A 15,238-nucleotide genomic window follows, 5' to 3' on the forward strand; every position below is an offset into this window, starting at 1 on the left:
CCGTCAGCGCCTAGACGACGCGCCGTCGTTGAAATACTTCAGGAACTCCGAGTCGGGCTTGAGCACCAGCACGCCCTTGCCGTCCTGGAACGATTTACGGTACGCCGACAGGCTTCGGTAAAACGCGAAGAACTCCGGATCCTGCCCGTACGCCTGCGCGTAGATGGCGGCTGCCTGGGCGTCGCCCTCGCCGCGCACCTTGGCGGCGTCGCGCTCGGCCTCGGCCTTGATCACCTGAGCCTGGCGGTCTGCATCGGCCTTGATGGTTTCGGCCTGCTGCTGGCCGGTGAAGCGCAGCTCGTTGGCCAGCTGCGCGCGCTCGGCGCGCATGCGCTTGTAGACCGACTCGCTCACTTCGTCCGGCAAATCGATGCGCTTGATGCGCACATCCACCACGGTAATACCCAGGTTCTTGCTGGCGGCGAGGTCGGTCTGCTTGCGCACGCGCTCGGTTACGTCCTTGCGGCCAGCCGAAACCAGCTCTTGCAGGGTGCGCGCATTGAACTCGAAACGCAGGGCGTCCTTCACCAGTGGCGACAGGCGCGCGGCCGCCTGCAACTCGTCGCCGGCGGTGGCGCGGTAATAGGCGGCGTTGTCGGCGATGCGCCATTTCACGTAGAAGTCGACGTTGACGCTCTTCTTTTCGGAGGTGAAGTAACGCTCCGGCGGCGCTTCCAGGGTGAGGATGCGGTTGTCGAAGGTCATCACCTGCTGCACGAACGGCAGCTTGGCGTGCAGACCGGGCTTGTCGCCGGTGCGCACGATGCGGCCGAACTGCAGTACCAGGGCGGTTTCACCCTCGTGCACCACGAACAGGCTGTTGAAGCCGAACAGCACGAGCAGCACGATCACGATGCCAGAGATGAACTTCATGGCTGCTTCTCCTTGCCGGCCAGGCCATCGCTGCCTGCGGATTGCATCACCGAACCCACGCCTTGCAGGTCCTTGCCGGTGGCACGATCAAGCGGCAGGTAGATCATGTTGCGACCACCCGAACCGTCGAGCACCTTGGGGTTGTTGGACATGACATCTTCGACCGTTTCCAGCCACAGGCGGCGGCGAGTGACGTCGGGCGCGGCCTTGTATTCCTTGAGGATGAGATTGAAGCGGGCACCGTCGCCGGTGGCGATGGCGGTGCGCTGGGCGCTGTAGCCCTGGGCCTCGGCGAGAATGCGCGACGCGTCGCCGCGCGCCACCGGCACGACCTTGCTGGCGTAGGCACGGGCGTCGTTCTCGGTGGCCTGCTTGTCTTCGCGGGCGGCGTTGACGTCGTCGAAGGCGTCCTTCACTTCCTGCGGCGGGGCCACGTTCTGGAAGCTCACGTCGGTGACCATCAGACCCGCGTCGTACTCGTTGAGCGTGGCCTGGAGAATCTCGCGGGTCTGCTGTTGCAGCGTGTCACGCGTTTCGGCGACCTTGCCGGCAACGGCCGGGGTAGCCGGCGTCGCAACCGACGACGCGCCAGCCACGCTACTTGCTGCTGCCGGAGCGGCGGCGGCCACCGGCTCGTTGGCCTGGCTGGTGAGGATGTTATCCATCACGTTGGCGCCCACCACCGTGCGCACGGCGGCCTCGGCGGCTTGGCGCAGGGTGTCTTCCGGCGGACCACTCAACGAGAACAGGTACTTGCGAGCATCCGAAACCTGGTACTGCACGTTGAAGTCGACCGAGATGATGTTCTCGTCGCTGGTCAGCATGCGTACCTTGTCCGACACCGAACGGATCTCGGTGGTGCCGACCTTGGTGACAGTCTCGATGGGACGCGGAAGCTTGAGGTGGAAGCCCGGCTGCAAGGTGCGGGCGTACTGCCCGAAACGCAGCACCACGCCAGCCTGGCGGGCGTCGACGATGGTGTAGCTGCTCAACAGTACCCAGGCCAGCACGAGGGCCAGCGCGATGGTGAACAGGCCGTTGGTGCCGCCCCCGCCGAACTTGCCAAGACGGTTGCGAAGCTGCTTGAGCATCTCCTCCAGCCCCGGCTTGCCGCCGGTCTGTCGGTTCTTGCCCCAGGGATCACGCTGCCCGTTATTACCGGGTTCGTTCCAGGCCATGGTCAGTCTCCTTGAGGCCGCGGGGAGGCCGGCAACATTGGCCGGAAAGCACGTTGAACGGGTTTGGACATGGTGGCGAGGGCGTCTCGTGGCAAGTGTGCCGCCGCGGCACCGGATCGCCGCACAAACGCCGGGGATTCTACCAGACCCGTGCGACGATTCCTCACCAATGGCGACTCAAGGCACCCGTTTGTAATCGGGTGCACAGGTTGGCGTTCAGAACGCCGGCTCTTCCGGCGTGCCCAGCAGCGCCCGCAGCAGGGCCGCTTCCGCCGCGCCGCCACCGCTCAGCGGGGCAATGACACTACGCGGGGCGTCGATGCTCAGGCGCCAGCCCTCCTCGTCCACCTCTTCACCCACGATGGCGCCCGCGGCTTTCAGGCGGGCGTGCAGCCGGCCCGCCGACAGCGGCAGGCGCAGCTCGGACTGCACGCGATCGCCCCCCAGCAGCTCGCCCAGGGCCTGCCGGAGCAGGTCCAGGCCAACGCCGGTAGCCGCCGACAACCATACGGCGGTTGGCCGCCCTTGGTCGTCTCGGTCGATGCGCGGCTCGGCGCCGGCCAGGTCGATCTTGTTCATCACGCGCAGCTGCGGCAGGTCGCCGGCGTCGATCTCCTCCAGCACCTCGTCGACCACGCGTGCCAGGCGCTCACGCTCTTCGTCGGCGGCGTCGCTCACATGCAGCAGGAGATCGGCGTCGCGAGCCTCGGCCAGGGTGCCGCGGAAGGCCGCCACCAGATCATGCGGCAACTCACGGATGAAGCCGACCGTGTCGGCCAGCACGGCCGGGCCACAGGCCAGCCCATCGAGCTTGCGTACGGTGGGGTCCAGCGTGGCGAACAGCAGGTTCGCGGCAAATACCTCGCCTTCGGTCAACACGTTGAACAAGGTGGACTTGCCGGCGTTGGTATAGCCCACCAGGGCCACGCGCGGCACGGTGTTGCGCAAGCGCGCGCGGCGTTGCTGGCCGCGCTGGGTCTGCACCTTTTCCAGGCGCTTGGTGAGCATTTTCACGCGCTCGGCCAGCAGGCGGCGGTCGGTTTCCAGCTGGGTTTCGCCCGGGCCTCGGTTGCCGATGGCACCACCGCGCTGGGCATCCAAGTGGGTCCAGCCGCGCACCAGACGGGTGGCCAAGTGCTTGAGCTGGGCCAGCTCCACTTCCAGCTTGCCTTCGTGCGAGCGGGCGCGCTGGGCGAAAATGTCCAGGATCAGCCCCGCGCGATCCACCACGCGAATGGCGAGATGCTTTTCGAGGTTGCGCTCCTGCACTGGCGACAGCAGGTGATCGATGAGCACCAGGTCAGCGCCGAGCGCGCGGGCAGCCTCGGCGACCTCATCGGCCTTGCCGGTACCGATGTAATAGCGGGGATTGGGCACGTCGACGCGTGCCGTTATGCTGCCAAGTATCTCGGCGCCGGCCGAGCGCACCAGCTCGCCGAACTCATCCGCGCGCCGTTGGGCATCGCCCTCGCCGCGCGAATGCGGAAGCACGAGGAGCGCACGCTCGCCTTTCTTTTGACGATCAAACACGAGGTGGGAAGGACCTGTATCAAGACGCCAGGCCGCGAACACGACTGTTCGCGACCACTGGCCGGAGTGGGGAAGTGTAAGTCGTTACGACGCCGGGCGCGCTGATGGCGTTGCCCGGGGCTCCCTACTCAGATGGGTCGACAGGCCGACCGATTCAACCTTCGGTGTCGGTGGAGCCCAGCGGCGCGTCGCCGTGGCCATCTTGCCCGTTGCCGACCCGCACATTGCGACTGGGCACGACCGTGGAGATGGCGTGCTTGTAGACCATTTGGCTGACCTGATTGCGCAGCAGCACCACAAATTGGTCGAACGATTCGATCGTGCCCTGAAGTTTGATGCCGTTAACCAGGTAGATGGCGACCGGGACCCGCTCACGGCGCAGTGCGTTCAGAAACGGATCTTGCAGCGATTGCCCTTTGGACATTTCTTCTTCTCCCCTCGAAAACGGACAGGCCGGAGAAAAGACGCACGCGGCGCCCCGGCCCAAGATTGAGGAATATTAACCACTTTTAAATCGTTGATGAAAGGGCACATGCACGCTTTGTGCATGTGTGAAAAAGACGTTCACGAATACGCGGAACCATCGCCATCATCTGCGCGAATGCCGCGATGCCGTGTGGTCAAGCTTCTGCAACCGGCGGCGCTGGATGACTCGCCTTGCGGCATGGAAAGATGCGCACGCCTCCATCGCGAAAATTGCGAGCAAAATCAGAGTTTCCTCATCAACGGCCGCTCAAACGTACTCAGGTACGACCAAGGAACAACGCCAAAGCGTCGGCGGCCAAGGTATGGAAACCCGGACGATCGGGATCGATCACGCGCGCATCCATCTCGCTGCGCAGCCAGGTGATCTGGCGCTTGGCGAGCTGACGCGTGGCGAACACGCCGCGATCGCGGAAGGTGGCCGCATCCGTCTGGCCGTCCAGATACTCCCAGGCCTGGCGATAACCCACGGCACGTATCGCCGGCAGATCGGCGTGCAAATCGCCGCGCGCGCGAAGCGCGCGTACCTCGTCGAGGAACCCGGCAGCCAGCATGGCGTCGAAACGCTGTGCGATGCGCGCGTGCAACGGTGCCCGATCGACCGGCAGCAACGCCAGCTTGAGCACCCGCCAGGGAAACCGCTGCCCTGCCCCACCCTGTTGCTGCTCGGAAAGCGGGCGCCCGGTGAGCTCGATCACCTCCAGCGCGCGCTGGATACGCTGAGCATCGTTAGGCCCAATGCGCGCCGCCGCGACGGGGTCGCTCGCGGCCAGCCGCACATGCAGCGCAGGCCAACCGAGCGAACTCGCCTCCGCCGCAAAGCGTTCGCGAATGGCCGCATTCGCCTCCGGGAGCTGCGAAAGCCCCTGCTGGAGCGCGCGAAAATACAGCCCCGTGCCACCCACGAGCAAAGGCACCCGCCCCTGCGCCGTGATGTCCCGCATGGCGACCAGGGCGTCTGTGCGGAAATCGGCTGCCGAATAGGGTTCGGCCGGATCGCGGATATCGATCAGGCGATGCGGGTAACGCGCCAGCGTGGCGGCGTCGGGCTTGGCGGTGCCGATATCCATACCGCGATAGACCAGCGCGGAGTCCACGCTGATCAGGTCCACCGCAAAACGCTCGCTCAGTTCGCACGCAAGCGCCGTCTTGCCCGACGCGGTCGGGCCCATCAGGAATACGGCGAGCGGACGCTGATCGATCGGCATCCGCCCATTGTAAGAGGCCGCGCGCGTCATCCCAAGACAGCGCGCGCGACGGGCTCAGTCGTAGAACTCCACCTTACCGCCCACCAGGTGATACATCGAGCCGGCAATTTTGATCTTGCCGTCTTTCTCCAACCCAGCCAGCACCTCGCTGCGGCGCCGGATCTCCTCCATCGTGCGGCGCACGTTGGTGGCGGCCACGGCATCCACGAACTCAGGATTCTTGCTGCTGCGCTCGCCGGCAAAGGTGGTGGCTTCCACCGCGGGCTTGATCTTGTCCAGCAAGCCCGTGAGGTTGCCCAGCTTGGCGCCATCGATGGCGCCCTTGATGGCGCCGCAAGCGGTGTGCCCCATGACCAGCACCACCTTCGCGCCGGCTACCGCACAAGCGAACTCCAAACTGCCAAGCAGATCGTCGTTGACGATATTGCCGGCGATGCGGGCATTGAAGGTATCGCCAATGCCGGTATCGAGGATGATCTCAGCGGGCGCGCGCGAGTCGATGCAGCCAAGGATCACCGCCGCCGGGTACTGCCCACCAGCGCTGCTGCGCTTTTGCGCCAGATAGTCGTGCACTTGCATCTTGCCGCTGCGAAAACGCTCGTTGCCCTCCTTCATCAGGGCAAGGATGCGATCCGGGGTGAGCTGGTCGCGCTGCTCCTTGGTCAGCGACATCAGGCGCACCTGCTCCGCCCAGGCCGAGGGCAGCGCACCCACGACGCCAAGCGCGGCAAGCCCCAGTGCCGACTTGAGCACGGTGCGGCGCTTGGAATCGGTGTGCGAGGAACCGCAGCATTCGTCGTTCGAGGTGGTCACGGCAGCTCTCCTGTGAAATAACCCGCAACGCGGGTGGCGCGACTCCAGCCCAAGCGGCATGAAACACGTGTGAAGCCGATCCGCACGCGGGCGCCGGGTCGCGTCGGATGGCGACGTTCGGCAAATGGACGACAGCACCGGCCCGGCCAAGCGCCCGTTGGACATGCCCTACCCAGTGCGTTTGACCCAACAGGGCTTACTCGCAATCGGGATAACCCCCGCCTGGCACAGGTGGTAGCTGCTTTGCACCGGCGCGTGTCCCGCAGTCAAAATGCCCGATCCACTCGCCCGCATCGAAACCCGCATACCAAGAAGCGATGGCGATTGCGTCGCACAACGGTGTGGCAGGGATAGCGGCATCGCAAACCGTCCAAGCTGGACTCGCCAATGACCTATACATACTCAGATAGAAAAATGGCCATCGTGCTTTCGTCCGCCATGCCCGCGGGCATGGCCTCGAACGCCTGTGCGCATTTATCCGTTTCGCTGGGCTACCGACTCGACCATGAGGACATGGGCAACGCCTCCGCGAGTTCCGATGGGGTCGCTTGTCCCGCGATCATCAAGTACGCCATCGTCACCCTGGTTGCCAACCCGAGCAAAACCAACAGCATCGCCCGCCTCGCGCAGGAGCACGGTGATGTCTTGTTTGCCCACTTTACAGAGGACATGCTCCATACCGAGAGTGATGACGATCTGCGCGAGGCCATTCGCCACAAGTCGTCTGACCAGATCACTCACCTCGGCGTCGCCCTGTACGGCCCGACGGAGCGAATAAAGACGTTGACTCGCGGATTGTCGCTATGGGGACGCTCCGCCAAGCCATAAGCGCAATAGATCTCCACCCGGCGTGCTCAGGGATCGTTTCATGTAGTGCGTGAAGGGGCCCGTCCCAGGCACGCCCAACCGGCAGCTCGCTTTTCGATCAGCCTTGCTCCCGGCCAGGACGGGTTGTCACCCGCCATTGCTGATGGCCGAGAAAAGGCGTGCGCACCCTATAGGCTGCGCACGCCACGTCCCATGTATTACTTGGGAGGCGTCGCCGGCACACCCATTTCCATCAGCAGATTGTCGGCGTGATCGAGCTGGTGCATCACCCACAGCATGTAGCGCACGTCCACCTGGATGGAGCGGTTGAGCGAGGGGTTGAACAGCCAGTCGCCGCTCACCGATTCCCAGTTACCGTCAAAAGCGAGGCCAACCAGGCGACCTTCCGCATCGAGCGCCGGCGACCCGGAGTTGCCACCGGTGATGTCCAGGTCGGCGAGGAAGTTCACCGGCAACGTGCCGAGCTTGCTGGACGCGTAGCTGCCGAATGCCTTGGCCTTGATGGCGCCAAGCTCCGCCTGCGGTGCGTTGAACGGTTCCTTGCCGGTGGCCTTTTCCGCGATGCCCTTGGCGGTAGTGAAGGCCGCGTAGTTCACGCCATCGCGCGGAGCCACGCCCTGCACGTTGCCAAAGGTGACGCGCAAGGAGCTGTTGGCATCCGGATAGACCGGCAGGTGTTGGGCGTTCTTCCAGGCGATCATGGCCTGCATGTAGCGCGGACGCAGCTTGCTCATGTCGCCGGCACGCGCGTCCTGCTCGTCTTCCAGCTGTTGCAGCTGAGGCTGCAGGGCCATGGCGAGCTTAAGCAGGCTGTCATTGCTCGCCGCGATGGTCTGCGTATCGGCCTTGAGCCACTTCAGACGCTCATCGGTGTTGCCGAACTGGCTGCCGGCGAACAGGTCCGCCACCTTCTGGGTAATCTGCGCATCGCTGGTGGCGTCGCCCAGCCATGCATCCAATGCGGGCAGGCGCTGCGCCTTGGGCAGTGACAGGTAGCGCTTGAGGCCATAGGCCAGCAGCTTTTGGTCCACGGCCGGATCGTAGCGGCGCTCCATCTGCTTAAGTGCGCCTTCGATGCGCACTTCGTCGCGCTGCTGGTAGCCGGCGGCACGCTCCATGTCCGGCTTGCTGCGCTCCTTGGAGAGGCGCACCACACGCACCGCATTGCCGAGCATGGCGCTGCGGGTGATGAGGCCGATGTCCAGCGTGCGCTCGCGCGTGGCCTTCTCGTCCGAGATGGCTTGACGCAGCTTGCCGATATCGGCGGCAAGCGCCTGGTTCTGCGCACCACCCTGCTGCTTGAGCCAGCCTTCCAGCTGAGTCTCCTGCTCGCGCTTGACGGCTACCGCATCCGCGCGGCGCAGGCCTTCCAACTGTCCACCAAAGTTCTTCAGGTAGTTGTTGAGGCTGGCCACCATGCTGGCGTATTTCACCGCCGCCTTGGGGTCGGCCTTGCCGGCCGTGTTGATGATGTCGAGGGTGTCCTCGTACACCTTGATCTGGGTGGGATAGGTCCAGTCGATAGCGCTCTGCACTTCATCGGCGAGGCGATAGCGATTGGTGCGGCCCGGGTAGCCGGTGACCATCACGTAGTCGCCCTCTTCCAGGCCCTGCGGATTGAGCTTGAGCACGTGCTTAGGCTGGTAAGGCACGTTGTCCTTGGCGTACGGCGCAGACTTGCCGTCCTTGGACACATAGGCGCGCAGGTAGCTGAAGTCGCCGGTGTGGCGCGGCCACATCCAGTTGTCGACGTCGCCACCGAACTTGCCGATGGACTCGGGCGGCGCGTAGACCAGGCGAACATCCTTGATTTCCAGCTGGCGGATCAGCTGATAGCTGTAGCCACCGTGGAAGGTGTAGACATCACAACGATAACCATCGGTTTCGCACGACTTCACCTGGGCCTTGATGGCCTGCTCGATCGCCTCGTGTCGCTGGGCGCCATTCATGGCGTCGGTGAGCTTGCCGGTGATGTCCTTGGTGACGTCGCGGATTTCCTCGGTCACGTAGACGCGCATGTTCGGATCGCCCGGCAGCTCCTCGGCATGGTTCTTGGCGAGGAAGCCGTCCACGATCAGGTTTTTCTGCGGCGTGGAGTTGTACTGCAGCGCACCGTAGGCGCAGTGATGATTGGTCACCACCAGGCCCTGCGGCGAAACGAACGACGCCGTGCAGCCACCCAGGCTGACGATGGCGCCCATCGGGTAGGCGGTAAGGTCGGTGAGCGTATTGGGGTCCAGCTTCAGGCCATGCTGCTTGAGCGTGGCGGCAATGGTGGGAAGCTGGGCGGGCTGCCACATGCCTTCCACGGCATGGGCGGTTGAAACAAGGCCGACAGACACGGCTGCGGCAAGAAGCAGACGACGCACGAAAATCTCCTGGTGAAACGACCCGCCAGAGCGGGCAAGAACGAGGGCCGCGCCCCGCATACGGGGACGCGGCATGTGATGGAGCCGACTTAGCGAAGCACTGACTACGCGGTGTTTTGCTCGTCATTCCTGCGAGCGCAGGAATCCAGCGTCTTTACGTCCAAAGATTGGCAGGCGCTGGATCCCAGCTCTCGCCCCTTTTTGGGGCTCGCTGGGATGACGGTCAAAGTCAGCGCATCCTTAGCGCGCAGGCACGCCCAGCTCCTTGAGCAGCTCGGGTGCGGGATACACCTTGTCCATCAGCCAACGCATGTAGCGCATGTCGACATGGATGGCGCGCTTGTAACGCGGGTCGTACATCCAACTGGCGCTCACCGCCTCCCAGTTGCTGTCGAAGTTGAGGCCCACCAGCTCACCCTTGGCGTTGACCACGGGAGAGCCGGAGTTGCCGCCGGTGGTGTCGAGGTTGCTGAGGAAATCCACCGGCATGGCGCCGATCTTGCTGTCCGCGTAGCCTTCGTAATCACCCTTGGCGATGGCATCCAGCAGGGGCTTGGGTGCATCGAAGGGTTCCTGCCCGGTGTTCTTCTCCACGATGCCAGCGGTGGTGGTGACGGCTTCGTAGGTCACGCCATCGCGTGCCTTGAGCGTGGCGACCTTGCCGTAGCTCACGCGCAGGGTGGAGTTGGCATCCGGATACACCGCGCGGCCCTGTTTTTCGCGATAGGCGATGAGGGCATCCATGTAAGCAGGGCGAAGCCGCAGCAGTTCGCCTTCGCGCTCCTTGCGCGCTTCCTCAAGCCGCAACAGGGCGGGCTGCAGCTGCGCCGCCAGCGCCAGCATGGCGTCGTCGGCCTTGCTTACGGCGGCCGGCTCGGCGTTCAGCCACGCCAGGCGCTGCGCTTCGTCGCCCAGCTTGGTGGCGCCATAAAGGCGATTGAGGCGCTCGGCGAGTTCGGCGGGCGTGCGGCCAAAGGCGGCGTCGACTTCCGGCAGGCGCTGCGTGTCGGGCAGTTTCTGGTAACGCGTCAGCAGTGCGGTGACCAGCTGCTTTTCCACGCCGGCATCGTAGCGACGCTGCACCTGCCGCAAGGTGCCAGCCATCAACTCCTCGTCACGCTGCTGATAACCGCTTTCGCGCCGAGCATCGGGCTTGCCGCGCTCCAATGCGAGGCGCTGCAAGATGATGGCGGAGCGCATCAGCTGCGTCTGACTCTGCAATAGTCCGAGTAATAGATCGCGCTCGCGATTGGCATTACCGGCGGCAATGAGGGTGTTCACCTGATCGATCTGCGGGCGCAGTTTGGCCGCCTGCGGCTGGGACGCCAGCCAAGCCATCATGGCGTCTTCGTCCTTGCGGCGAGTGCTCACCGCGTCGCTGCGCTTGAGGCCTTCGAGCTCGCCACTGAAGCGCTTGATGCCGTTCTTGAGCGACTGCAACTGCGAGGCGTAGCGAATGGCCGCCTGGCGATCGTCGCGGCCGGCTTCTTCAATGACGTGCTGCAACTGCTGCATCACCTGCACCGAGGCCGGCAGGCGCCACTGCACCTGATCGGCAAATTCAGCCGCGGTGCGATGGCGATAAGTAATGCCCGGATAACCGGCCAGCATCACGAAATCGCCCTCGTGCACGCCCTGCTTGGCGAGAGGCAGGAACGCCGGCGGGCGATAGGGCACGTTGTCCTTGGCGTAGTCGGCCGGCTTGCCGTCCTTGCCAACGTAGGCGCGCAGCACGGTGAAGTCACCGGCATGGCGCGGCCACACGAAGTTGTCCACTTCGTCGCCGTAATTGCCGATGGCGCGCGGCGGCGCATACACCAGGCGCACGTCACGCAACTCCAGCTGCTTCACCAGGTAGAAGTCGCGGCCATAGAACATGTTGACCACGCTGCAACGCATGCCAGCTTCGCGCTCGCATTCGGCGACCAGCGCCTTGCTGCTGGCGTCCACGGCATCGAAATAGGCGCGTCCGGTTTTGCCCTGGGCCGCGGCCAGCACCTGATCGGTGACCTTGTCGAAACCGGTGGTGATGCGCAGGCGGAAATCCGGGTTGGCCGGCAGCTCTTCCGTGCGGCTGTGCGAGACGAAACCGTTCTGGATCAGGTCGCGCTGCGCGTTGCTGTTGTACTGGATGACGCCAAAGGCCACATGGTGGTTGGTCAGCACCAGGCCATCGGCGCTGACGAACGCGCCGGTGGCCCCACCCACCTTCACCACCGCGTTGAGCGGCGCCTTGGTGAGGTCGGCCAGATCGGCCGGATTGCCTTGGTAGCCGGCTGCCCGCAGCTGGTGGGCAATATCGGGCAGTTGGGAAGGCATCCACATGCCTTCGTCGGCCTGCGCGGCCGGCGCCAGCGCCATGGCCATCGCCAGGCCCATCGTCTTCAAGCGCATTCGTCGTTCCTATGGGTGTTCGCAGAAACTTGCGACATTAGAACGAAGCGCCCGGTGCGGCAACGCTGCACCGCACACAAGAATCGCCGCAAAACGGCGGCGGAACCCGGCCGATCCGCTACCCGCCGCTTGCGCGCGACGGGTAGCGGGCTCTACTCAGCGGCAGCCTGGCATGCCCGCCGGCGGCGGCAGGGCCAGGAAGACGGTGCTCCACAGCTGGGCGGCGTTGGATTCGTCCTCGTGCGCCCCTTCGGCGCCGAACGGCTCGATGCGGTAATGGCCGTTTGCATACGACCAGGACCACAACTCCGAGGTACGCACCGCACTCGCACCGCATATGCCCCGCCACAGCGTGGCCTGCGCCTGCTGCAGATGCGCGCGGGTATCGGCGGGGAGGTCGTTGCGGGCTAGCTGGCGCTTGAGGCCGGCGGCCATCATCGCCTGCTGCCAGGCCCATACCACGGTGCCGTGATAGGCGTTGTTGCCAAAACGCGACCACACCTCGCCGTCGGCATACGCCGGGTTGGCCACGACCATGCCGGCATCGGTCATCAGGCCGGCCGGGAACGGTCGCATCAGGCTGCCGATGTTCTGTTCGAGCACCGCCGCGCTGGGCTTGTCGAACATCAGGCGGAAGCCTTCATCCGAATGCAGGACGGGCACCGGCTTGCCCTGCGCATCCAGCGAAATCGCTGGGAAATCCAGCGCATGGTTACCCAGGGCCGCAAGGGCCGCCTTATCCGACACGCCCACCTTGGCCGCATAGGCGCGTACCTGCTCGGCAGCGTGCTCCTGGCTCAGGTGCACGGTGAACAGCGCGGAAGCGTCACGCTCCCAGGCATCGGCGTGACTGGCGGCGGCGCGCAAGCGCTCGCGCTGGGCGGGCGTGGTGTAGTCATTGAGCAGACCGGCATCCAGGAACTGGCCAATCGCACGCAGGGCCGCCGGCATCCAGATCGCGTTGACGTCGTACGGGTAACGGCCCCGGCCGATGCCTTCGTTGCTGTCGCGCCACTGCCCCACCGGGGCATTGGGTTTGAGTGACACCAGGTTGGAGTACACCGGCTGCTTGGCAAAAGCTTCGCTGCTGCCCGCCACGAACAGCAGGTTACGCACCAGCGCATCGCCCTGGCGATGACCAGGCGTGCCGTTGGCGAGGAACGCGCGCGCCCCCTTGCTGCCGCGAGCATCTTCCAGCAGCCAGGCGGCCGCCACCGGCGGCAGCATGTAGTCGTCGTCGACCATCACGTAGTCGTAGATCGGCTCGTCAGATGGCTTGCCCCGTTCTTTTAGATGCTGCAGAACGGCGAACTCGCCGATGCCTTCCTCGTGCGCCACTTCGCCGCCGGGCGACAGGCGCGCCAGCACCGATGCAATGCCCGCATCCACCGCAGCCGGTTGCAGCACGGGCATCAGCAGCCGCAACGACATCAACGTATCGCGGCCAAAGTAGGTATCGAAGCGCCAGGAGCCGGCGAGGAACTTCTCGCGGTAGCTCAGGAATTGCAGGGCATTGCGGCTACGCGCATCGGCCTGCGCCTTGTCGTTGAGCAACGCGGTGAATGGGGTAAGCGGCGTCTCGCCGGTGCTGGCCTCGATGCGCAGGTGCAGGGGCTGGCCGGCGCGATCCGGACGCAAGACGATCTTGCCGTTCTCGCGGGTGATGCGGCCGTTGTCGGTGCTGAGCGCGATGGCATAGCCCGGCGCGCCATCCACGCGCTGGCGCTGCCACTGCACGGAGCGCTCGGACAGCTCCGCCTTGGCCGCCACCTGTTCGGGGTAGTGATGTTCGAGCTGGTAGTCGCGCAGCACACGGATGCTGCTGAGCACGGCGTCCTGCACCACCAGCTGGTCCGCCGCCACGCTCGCCTCGGCGACGATGCCGTTCCAGGCGTGCCCATCCACCGTGCGGCGCAGACCCTTGACCTCACCCAGGGTCCAGCTCACCGGCTTGGCGGTGGGCTCGAACCATACGCCCGTGCCGCTGTTGCCGGCCGGAAAGGCCACCAGCACGCGGGGCTTGTCGCCCGAGTTGAGCAGCAAGTGGGCCGCCACGTCGCCTTGTTGATAGAAGGCGTTTTCGATGCGCCCCTCGGTGATGCGGAACTGCACCGGCGCCTTGGCGCCCGCCTCCTGAGCCTGCAGCGACCACGCCGGCGACAGGCCGGCCACCGCCAACGCGAGCGCCAACCCTGAACGGCGCAGGGCGCCTCGGAGCGAGCGCTTACCCACGCGGTCCTGCCCCACCGGCGCAGTCTTGGCCGTGCCCACTTTGTTCAAATGCATTCACTTATTCCTATCCGCTGACGCACAAAGTTACGACCATAGAAGGAACCGCCAGGGCCGGCAACGCTGCACTGCACGAAGTCGGCAAGGGTTCACCCACATATAATGTCGGATTACCTGCCTTTCCCCACGGAAACCCCATGCCTCAGATGATGAAAGCCCTGGTCAAGCGCAAGCCCGAGCAGGGCATCTGGATGGAAGAAGTGCCCGTCCCCGAGGTCGGCCCCAATGAGGTGCTGATCAAGATGGAGAAAACCGCCATCTGTGGCACCGACCTGCACATCTATAAGTGGGACGACTGGTCCCAGCGCACCATCAAGCCGGGCCTGACCATTGGCCACGAGTTCGTGGGCCGCATCGTGGAGATCGGCCCCGGCGTCACCGGCTACAAGGTCGGCGACCGTGTCTCGGCCGAGGGTCATATCGTGTGCGGTCACTGCCGCAACTGCCGTGCCGGCCGCCAGCATCTGTGCCCGAACACCATCGGCATCGGCGTGAACCGCAACGGTGCCTTCGCCGAATACATGACCATGCCGGCCTCCAACCTGTGGCCGATCCCCGACCAGATCCCCTCGGAGCTGGCCGCCTTCTTCGACCCGTACGGCAATGCCGCCCACTGCGCGCTGGAGTTCGACCTGATTGGCGAAGATGTGCTGATCACCGGCGCCGGCCCCATCGGCATCATCGCCGCCGGCATCGCCAAGCACGTGGGCGCCCGTAACGTGGTGGTCACCGACATCAACGACTACCGCCTCAAGCTGGCTGCCGACATGGGCGCCACCCGCGTGGTCAACGTGGCCAACCAGTCGCTCAAGGACGTCATGAAGGACCTCCACATGGAGGGTTTCGACGTGGGCCTGGAAATGAGCGGCAACCCGCGTGCCTTCAACGACATGCTCGACTGCATGTACCACGGCGGCAAGGTCGCCCTGTTGGGTATCCTGCCCAAGGGCGCCGGCATCGACTGGGACAAGGTGATCTTCAAGGGCCTCACGCTGCAGGGCATCTACGGCCGCCGCATGTACGAGACCTGGTACAAGATGACCCAGATGGTGCTCACGGGTTTCCCGCTGCAGAAGGTGCTCACCCACCAGATCCATATCGACGACTTCCAGAAGGGCTTCGACCTGATGGACGCCGGCAAGTGCGGCAAGGTGGTCTGCTCCTGGAGCTAAACGGCGAACGGGAGCCTTCGGGTTCCTGAACGCACGTCACGACCCGCGCCTTTTTGCCCCCGCCTGGCGGTGAAGGGCATATTTGAACGACGGCCGCCCGA

General features: G+C 64.9%; 11 protein-coding genes. 2 read left to right on the top strand and 9 right to left on the bottom strand.

What is annotated here, in order from left to right; translation table 11 throughout:
- Nucleotides 1–3 precede the first annotated feature (3 nt).
- From hflC to AC3G2C_RS12830, 6 genes are all read right to left on the bottom strand, one after another.
- Nucleotides 4–873 (bottom strand): protease modulator HflC, encoded by an 870-nt coding sequence (gene hflC, locus AC3G2C_RS12805; protein WP_488384997.1) that lies wholly within the window; start codon nucleotides 871–873, stop codon nucleotides 4–6.
- Nucleotides 870–2,051, bottom strand: a complete 1,182-nt coding sequence (gene hflK / locus AC3G2C_RS12810; RefSeq protein WP_488384998.1) for an FtsH protease activity modulator HflK — start codon at nucleotides 2,049–2,051, stop codon at nucleotides 870–872. The genes hflC and hflK overlap by 4 nt, the downstream gene beginning before the upstream one ends.
- Nucleotides 2,052–2,267: 216 nt before the next feature.
- Nucleotides 2,268–3,581: a ribosome rescue GTPase HflX gene (hflX, locus tag AC3G2C_RS12815; protein ID WP_488384999.1), complete on the bottom strand. Its 1,314-nt coding sequence runs from the start codon at nucleotides 3,579–3,581 to the stop codon at nucleotides 2,268–2,270.
- A 154-nt stretch (nucleotides 3,582–3,735) separates the two neighbouring features.
- Nucleotides 3,736–4,005, bottom strand: a complete 270-nt coding sequence (gene hfq / locus AC3G2C_RS12820; RefSeq protein ID WP_488385000.1) for an RNA chaperone Hfq — start codon at nucleotides 4,003–4,005, stop codon at nucleotides 3,736–3,738.
- A gap of 319 nt (nucleotides 4,006–4,324) precedes the next feature.
- Nucleotides 4,325–5,272, bottom strand: coding sequence for a tRNA (adenosine(37)-N6)-dimethylallyltransferase MiaA (gene miaA, locus AC3G2C_RS12825; RefSeq protein WP_488385001.1), 948 nt, complete (start codon nucleotides 5,270–5,272; stop codon nucleotides 4,325–4,327).
- A 54-nt stretch (nucleotides 5,273–5,326) separates the two neighbouring features.
- Nucleotides 5,327–6,085, bottom strand: coding sequence for a carbonic anhydrase family protein (locus AC3G2C_RS12830; RefSeq protein WP_488385002.1), 759 nt, complete (start codon nucleotides 6,083–6,085; stop codon nucleotides 5,327–5,329).
- A gap of 387 nt (nucleotides 6,086–6,472) precedes the next feature.
- Between AC3G2C_RS12830 and AC3G2C_RS12835 the strand changes: the two genes are divergently transcribed.
- Nucleotides 6,473–6,913 carry a DUF2000 domain-containing protein gene (locus tag AC3G2C_RS12835; RefSeq protein ID WP_488385003.1) on the top strand — a complete coding sequence of 147 codons (441 nt, stop codon included), beginning with the start codon at nucleotides 6,473–6,475 and terminating at the stop codon, nucleotides 6,911–6,913.
- A gap of 197 nt (nucleotides 6,914–7,110) precedes the next feature.
- Here AC3G2C_RS12835 and AC3G2C_RS12840 read toward each other — a convergent pair whose 3' ends face one another.
- From AC3G2C_RS12840 to AC3G2C_RS12850, 3 genes are all read right to left on the bottom strand, one after another.
- Nucleotides 7,111–9,282, bottom strand: a complete 2,172-nt coding sequence (locus tag AC3G2C_RS12840; RefSeq protein WP_488385004.1) for a S46 family peptidase — start codon at nucleotides 9,280–9,282, stop codon at nucleotides 7,111–7,113.
- Between the two features lie 240 nt (nucleotides 9,283–9,522).
- Nucleotides 9,523–11,676 carry a S46 family peptidase gene (locus AC3G2C_RS12845; protein WP_488385005.1) on the bottom strand — a complete coding sequence of 718 codons (2,154 nt, stop codon included), beginning with the start codon at nucleotides 11,674–11,676 and terminating at the stop codon, nucleotides 9,523–9,525.
- Between the two features lie 156 nt (nucleotides 11,677–11,832).
- The gene (locus tag AC3G2C_RS12850; protein WP_488385006.1) at nucleotides 11,833–13,962 is read right to left on the bottom strand and encodes a hypothetical protein; all 2,130 of its coding nucleotides are present in this window, start codon (nucleotides 13,960–13,962) and stop codon (nucleotides 11,833–11,835) included.
- A 140-nt stretch (nucleotides 13,963–14,102) separates the two neighbouring features.
- Between AC3G2C_RS12850 and tdh the strand changes: the two genes are divergently transcribed.
- Nucleotides 14,103–15,137 (top strand): L-threonine 3-dehydrogenase, encoded by a 1,035-nt coding sequence (gene tdh, locus AC3G2C_RS12855; protein ID WP_488385007.1) that lies wholly within the window; start codon nucleotides 14,103–14,105, stop codon nucleotides 15,135–15,137.
- Nucleotides 15,138–15,238: the final 101 nt, after the last annotated feature.

Source organism: Frateuria sp. sgz306004, assembly GCF_057750885.1.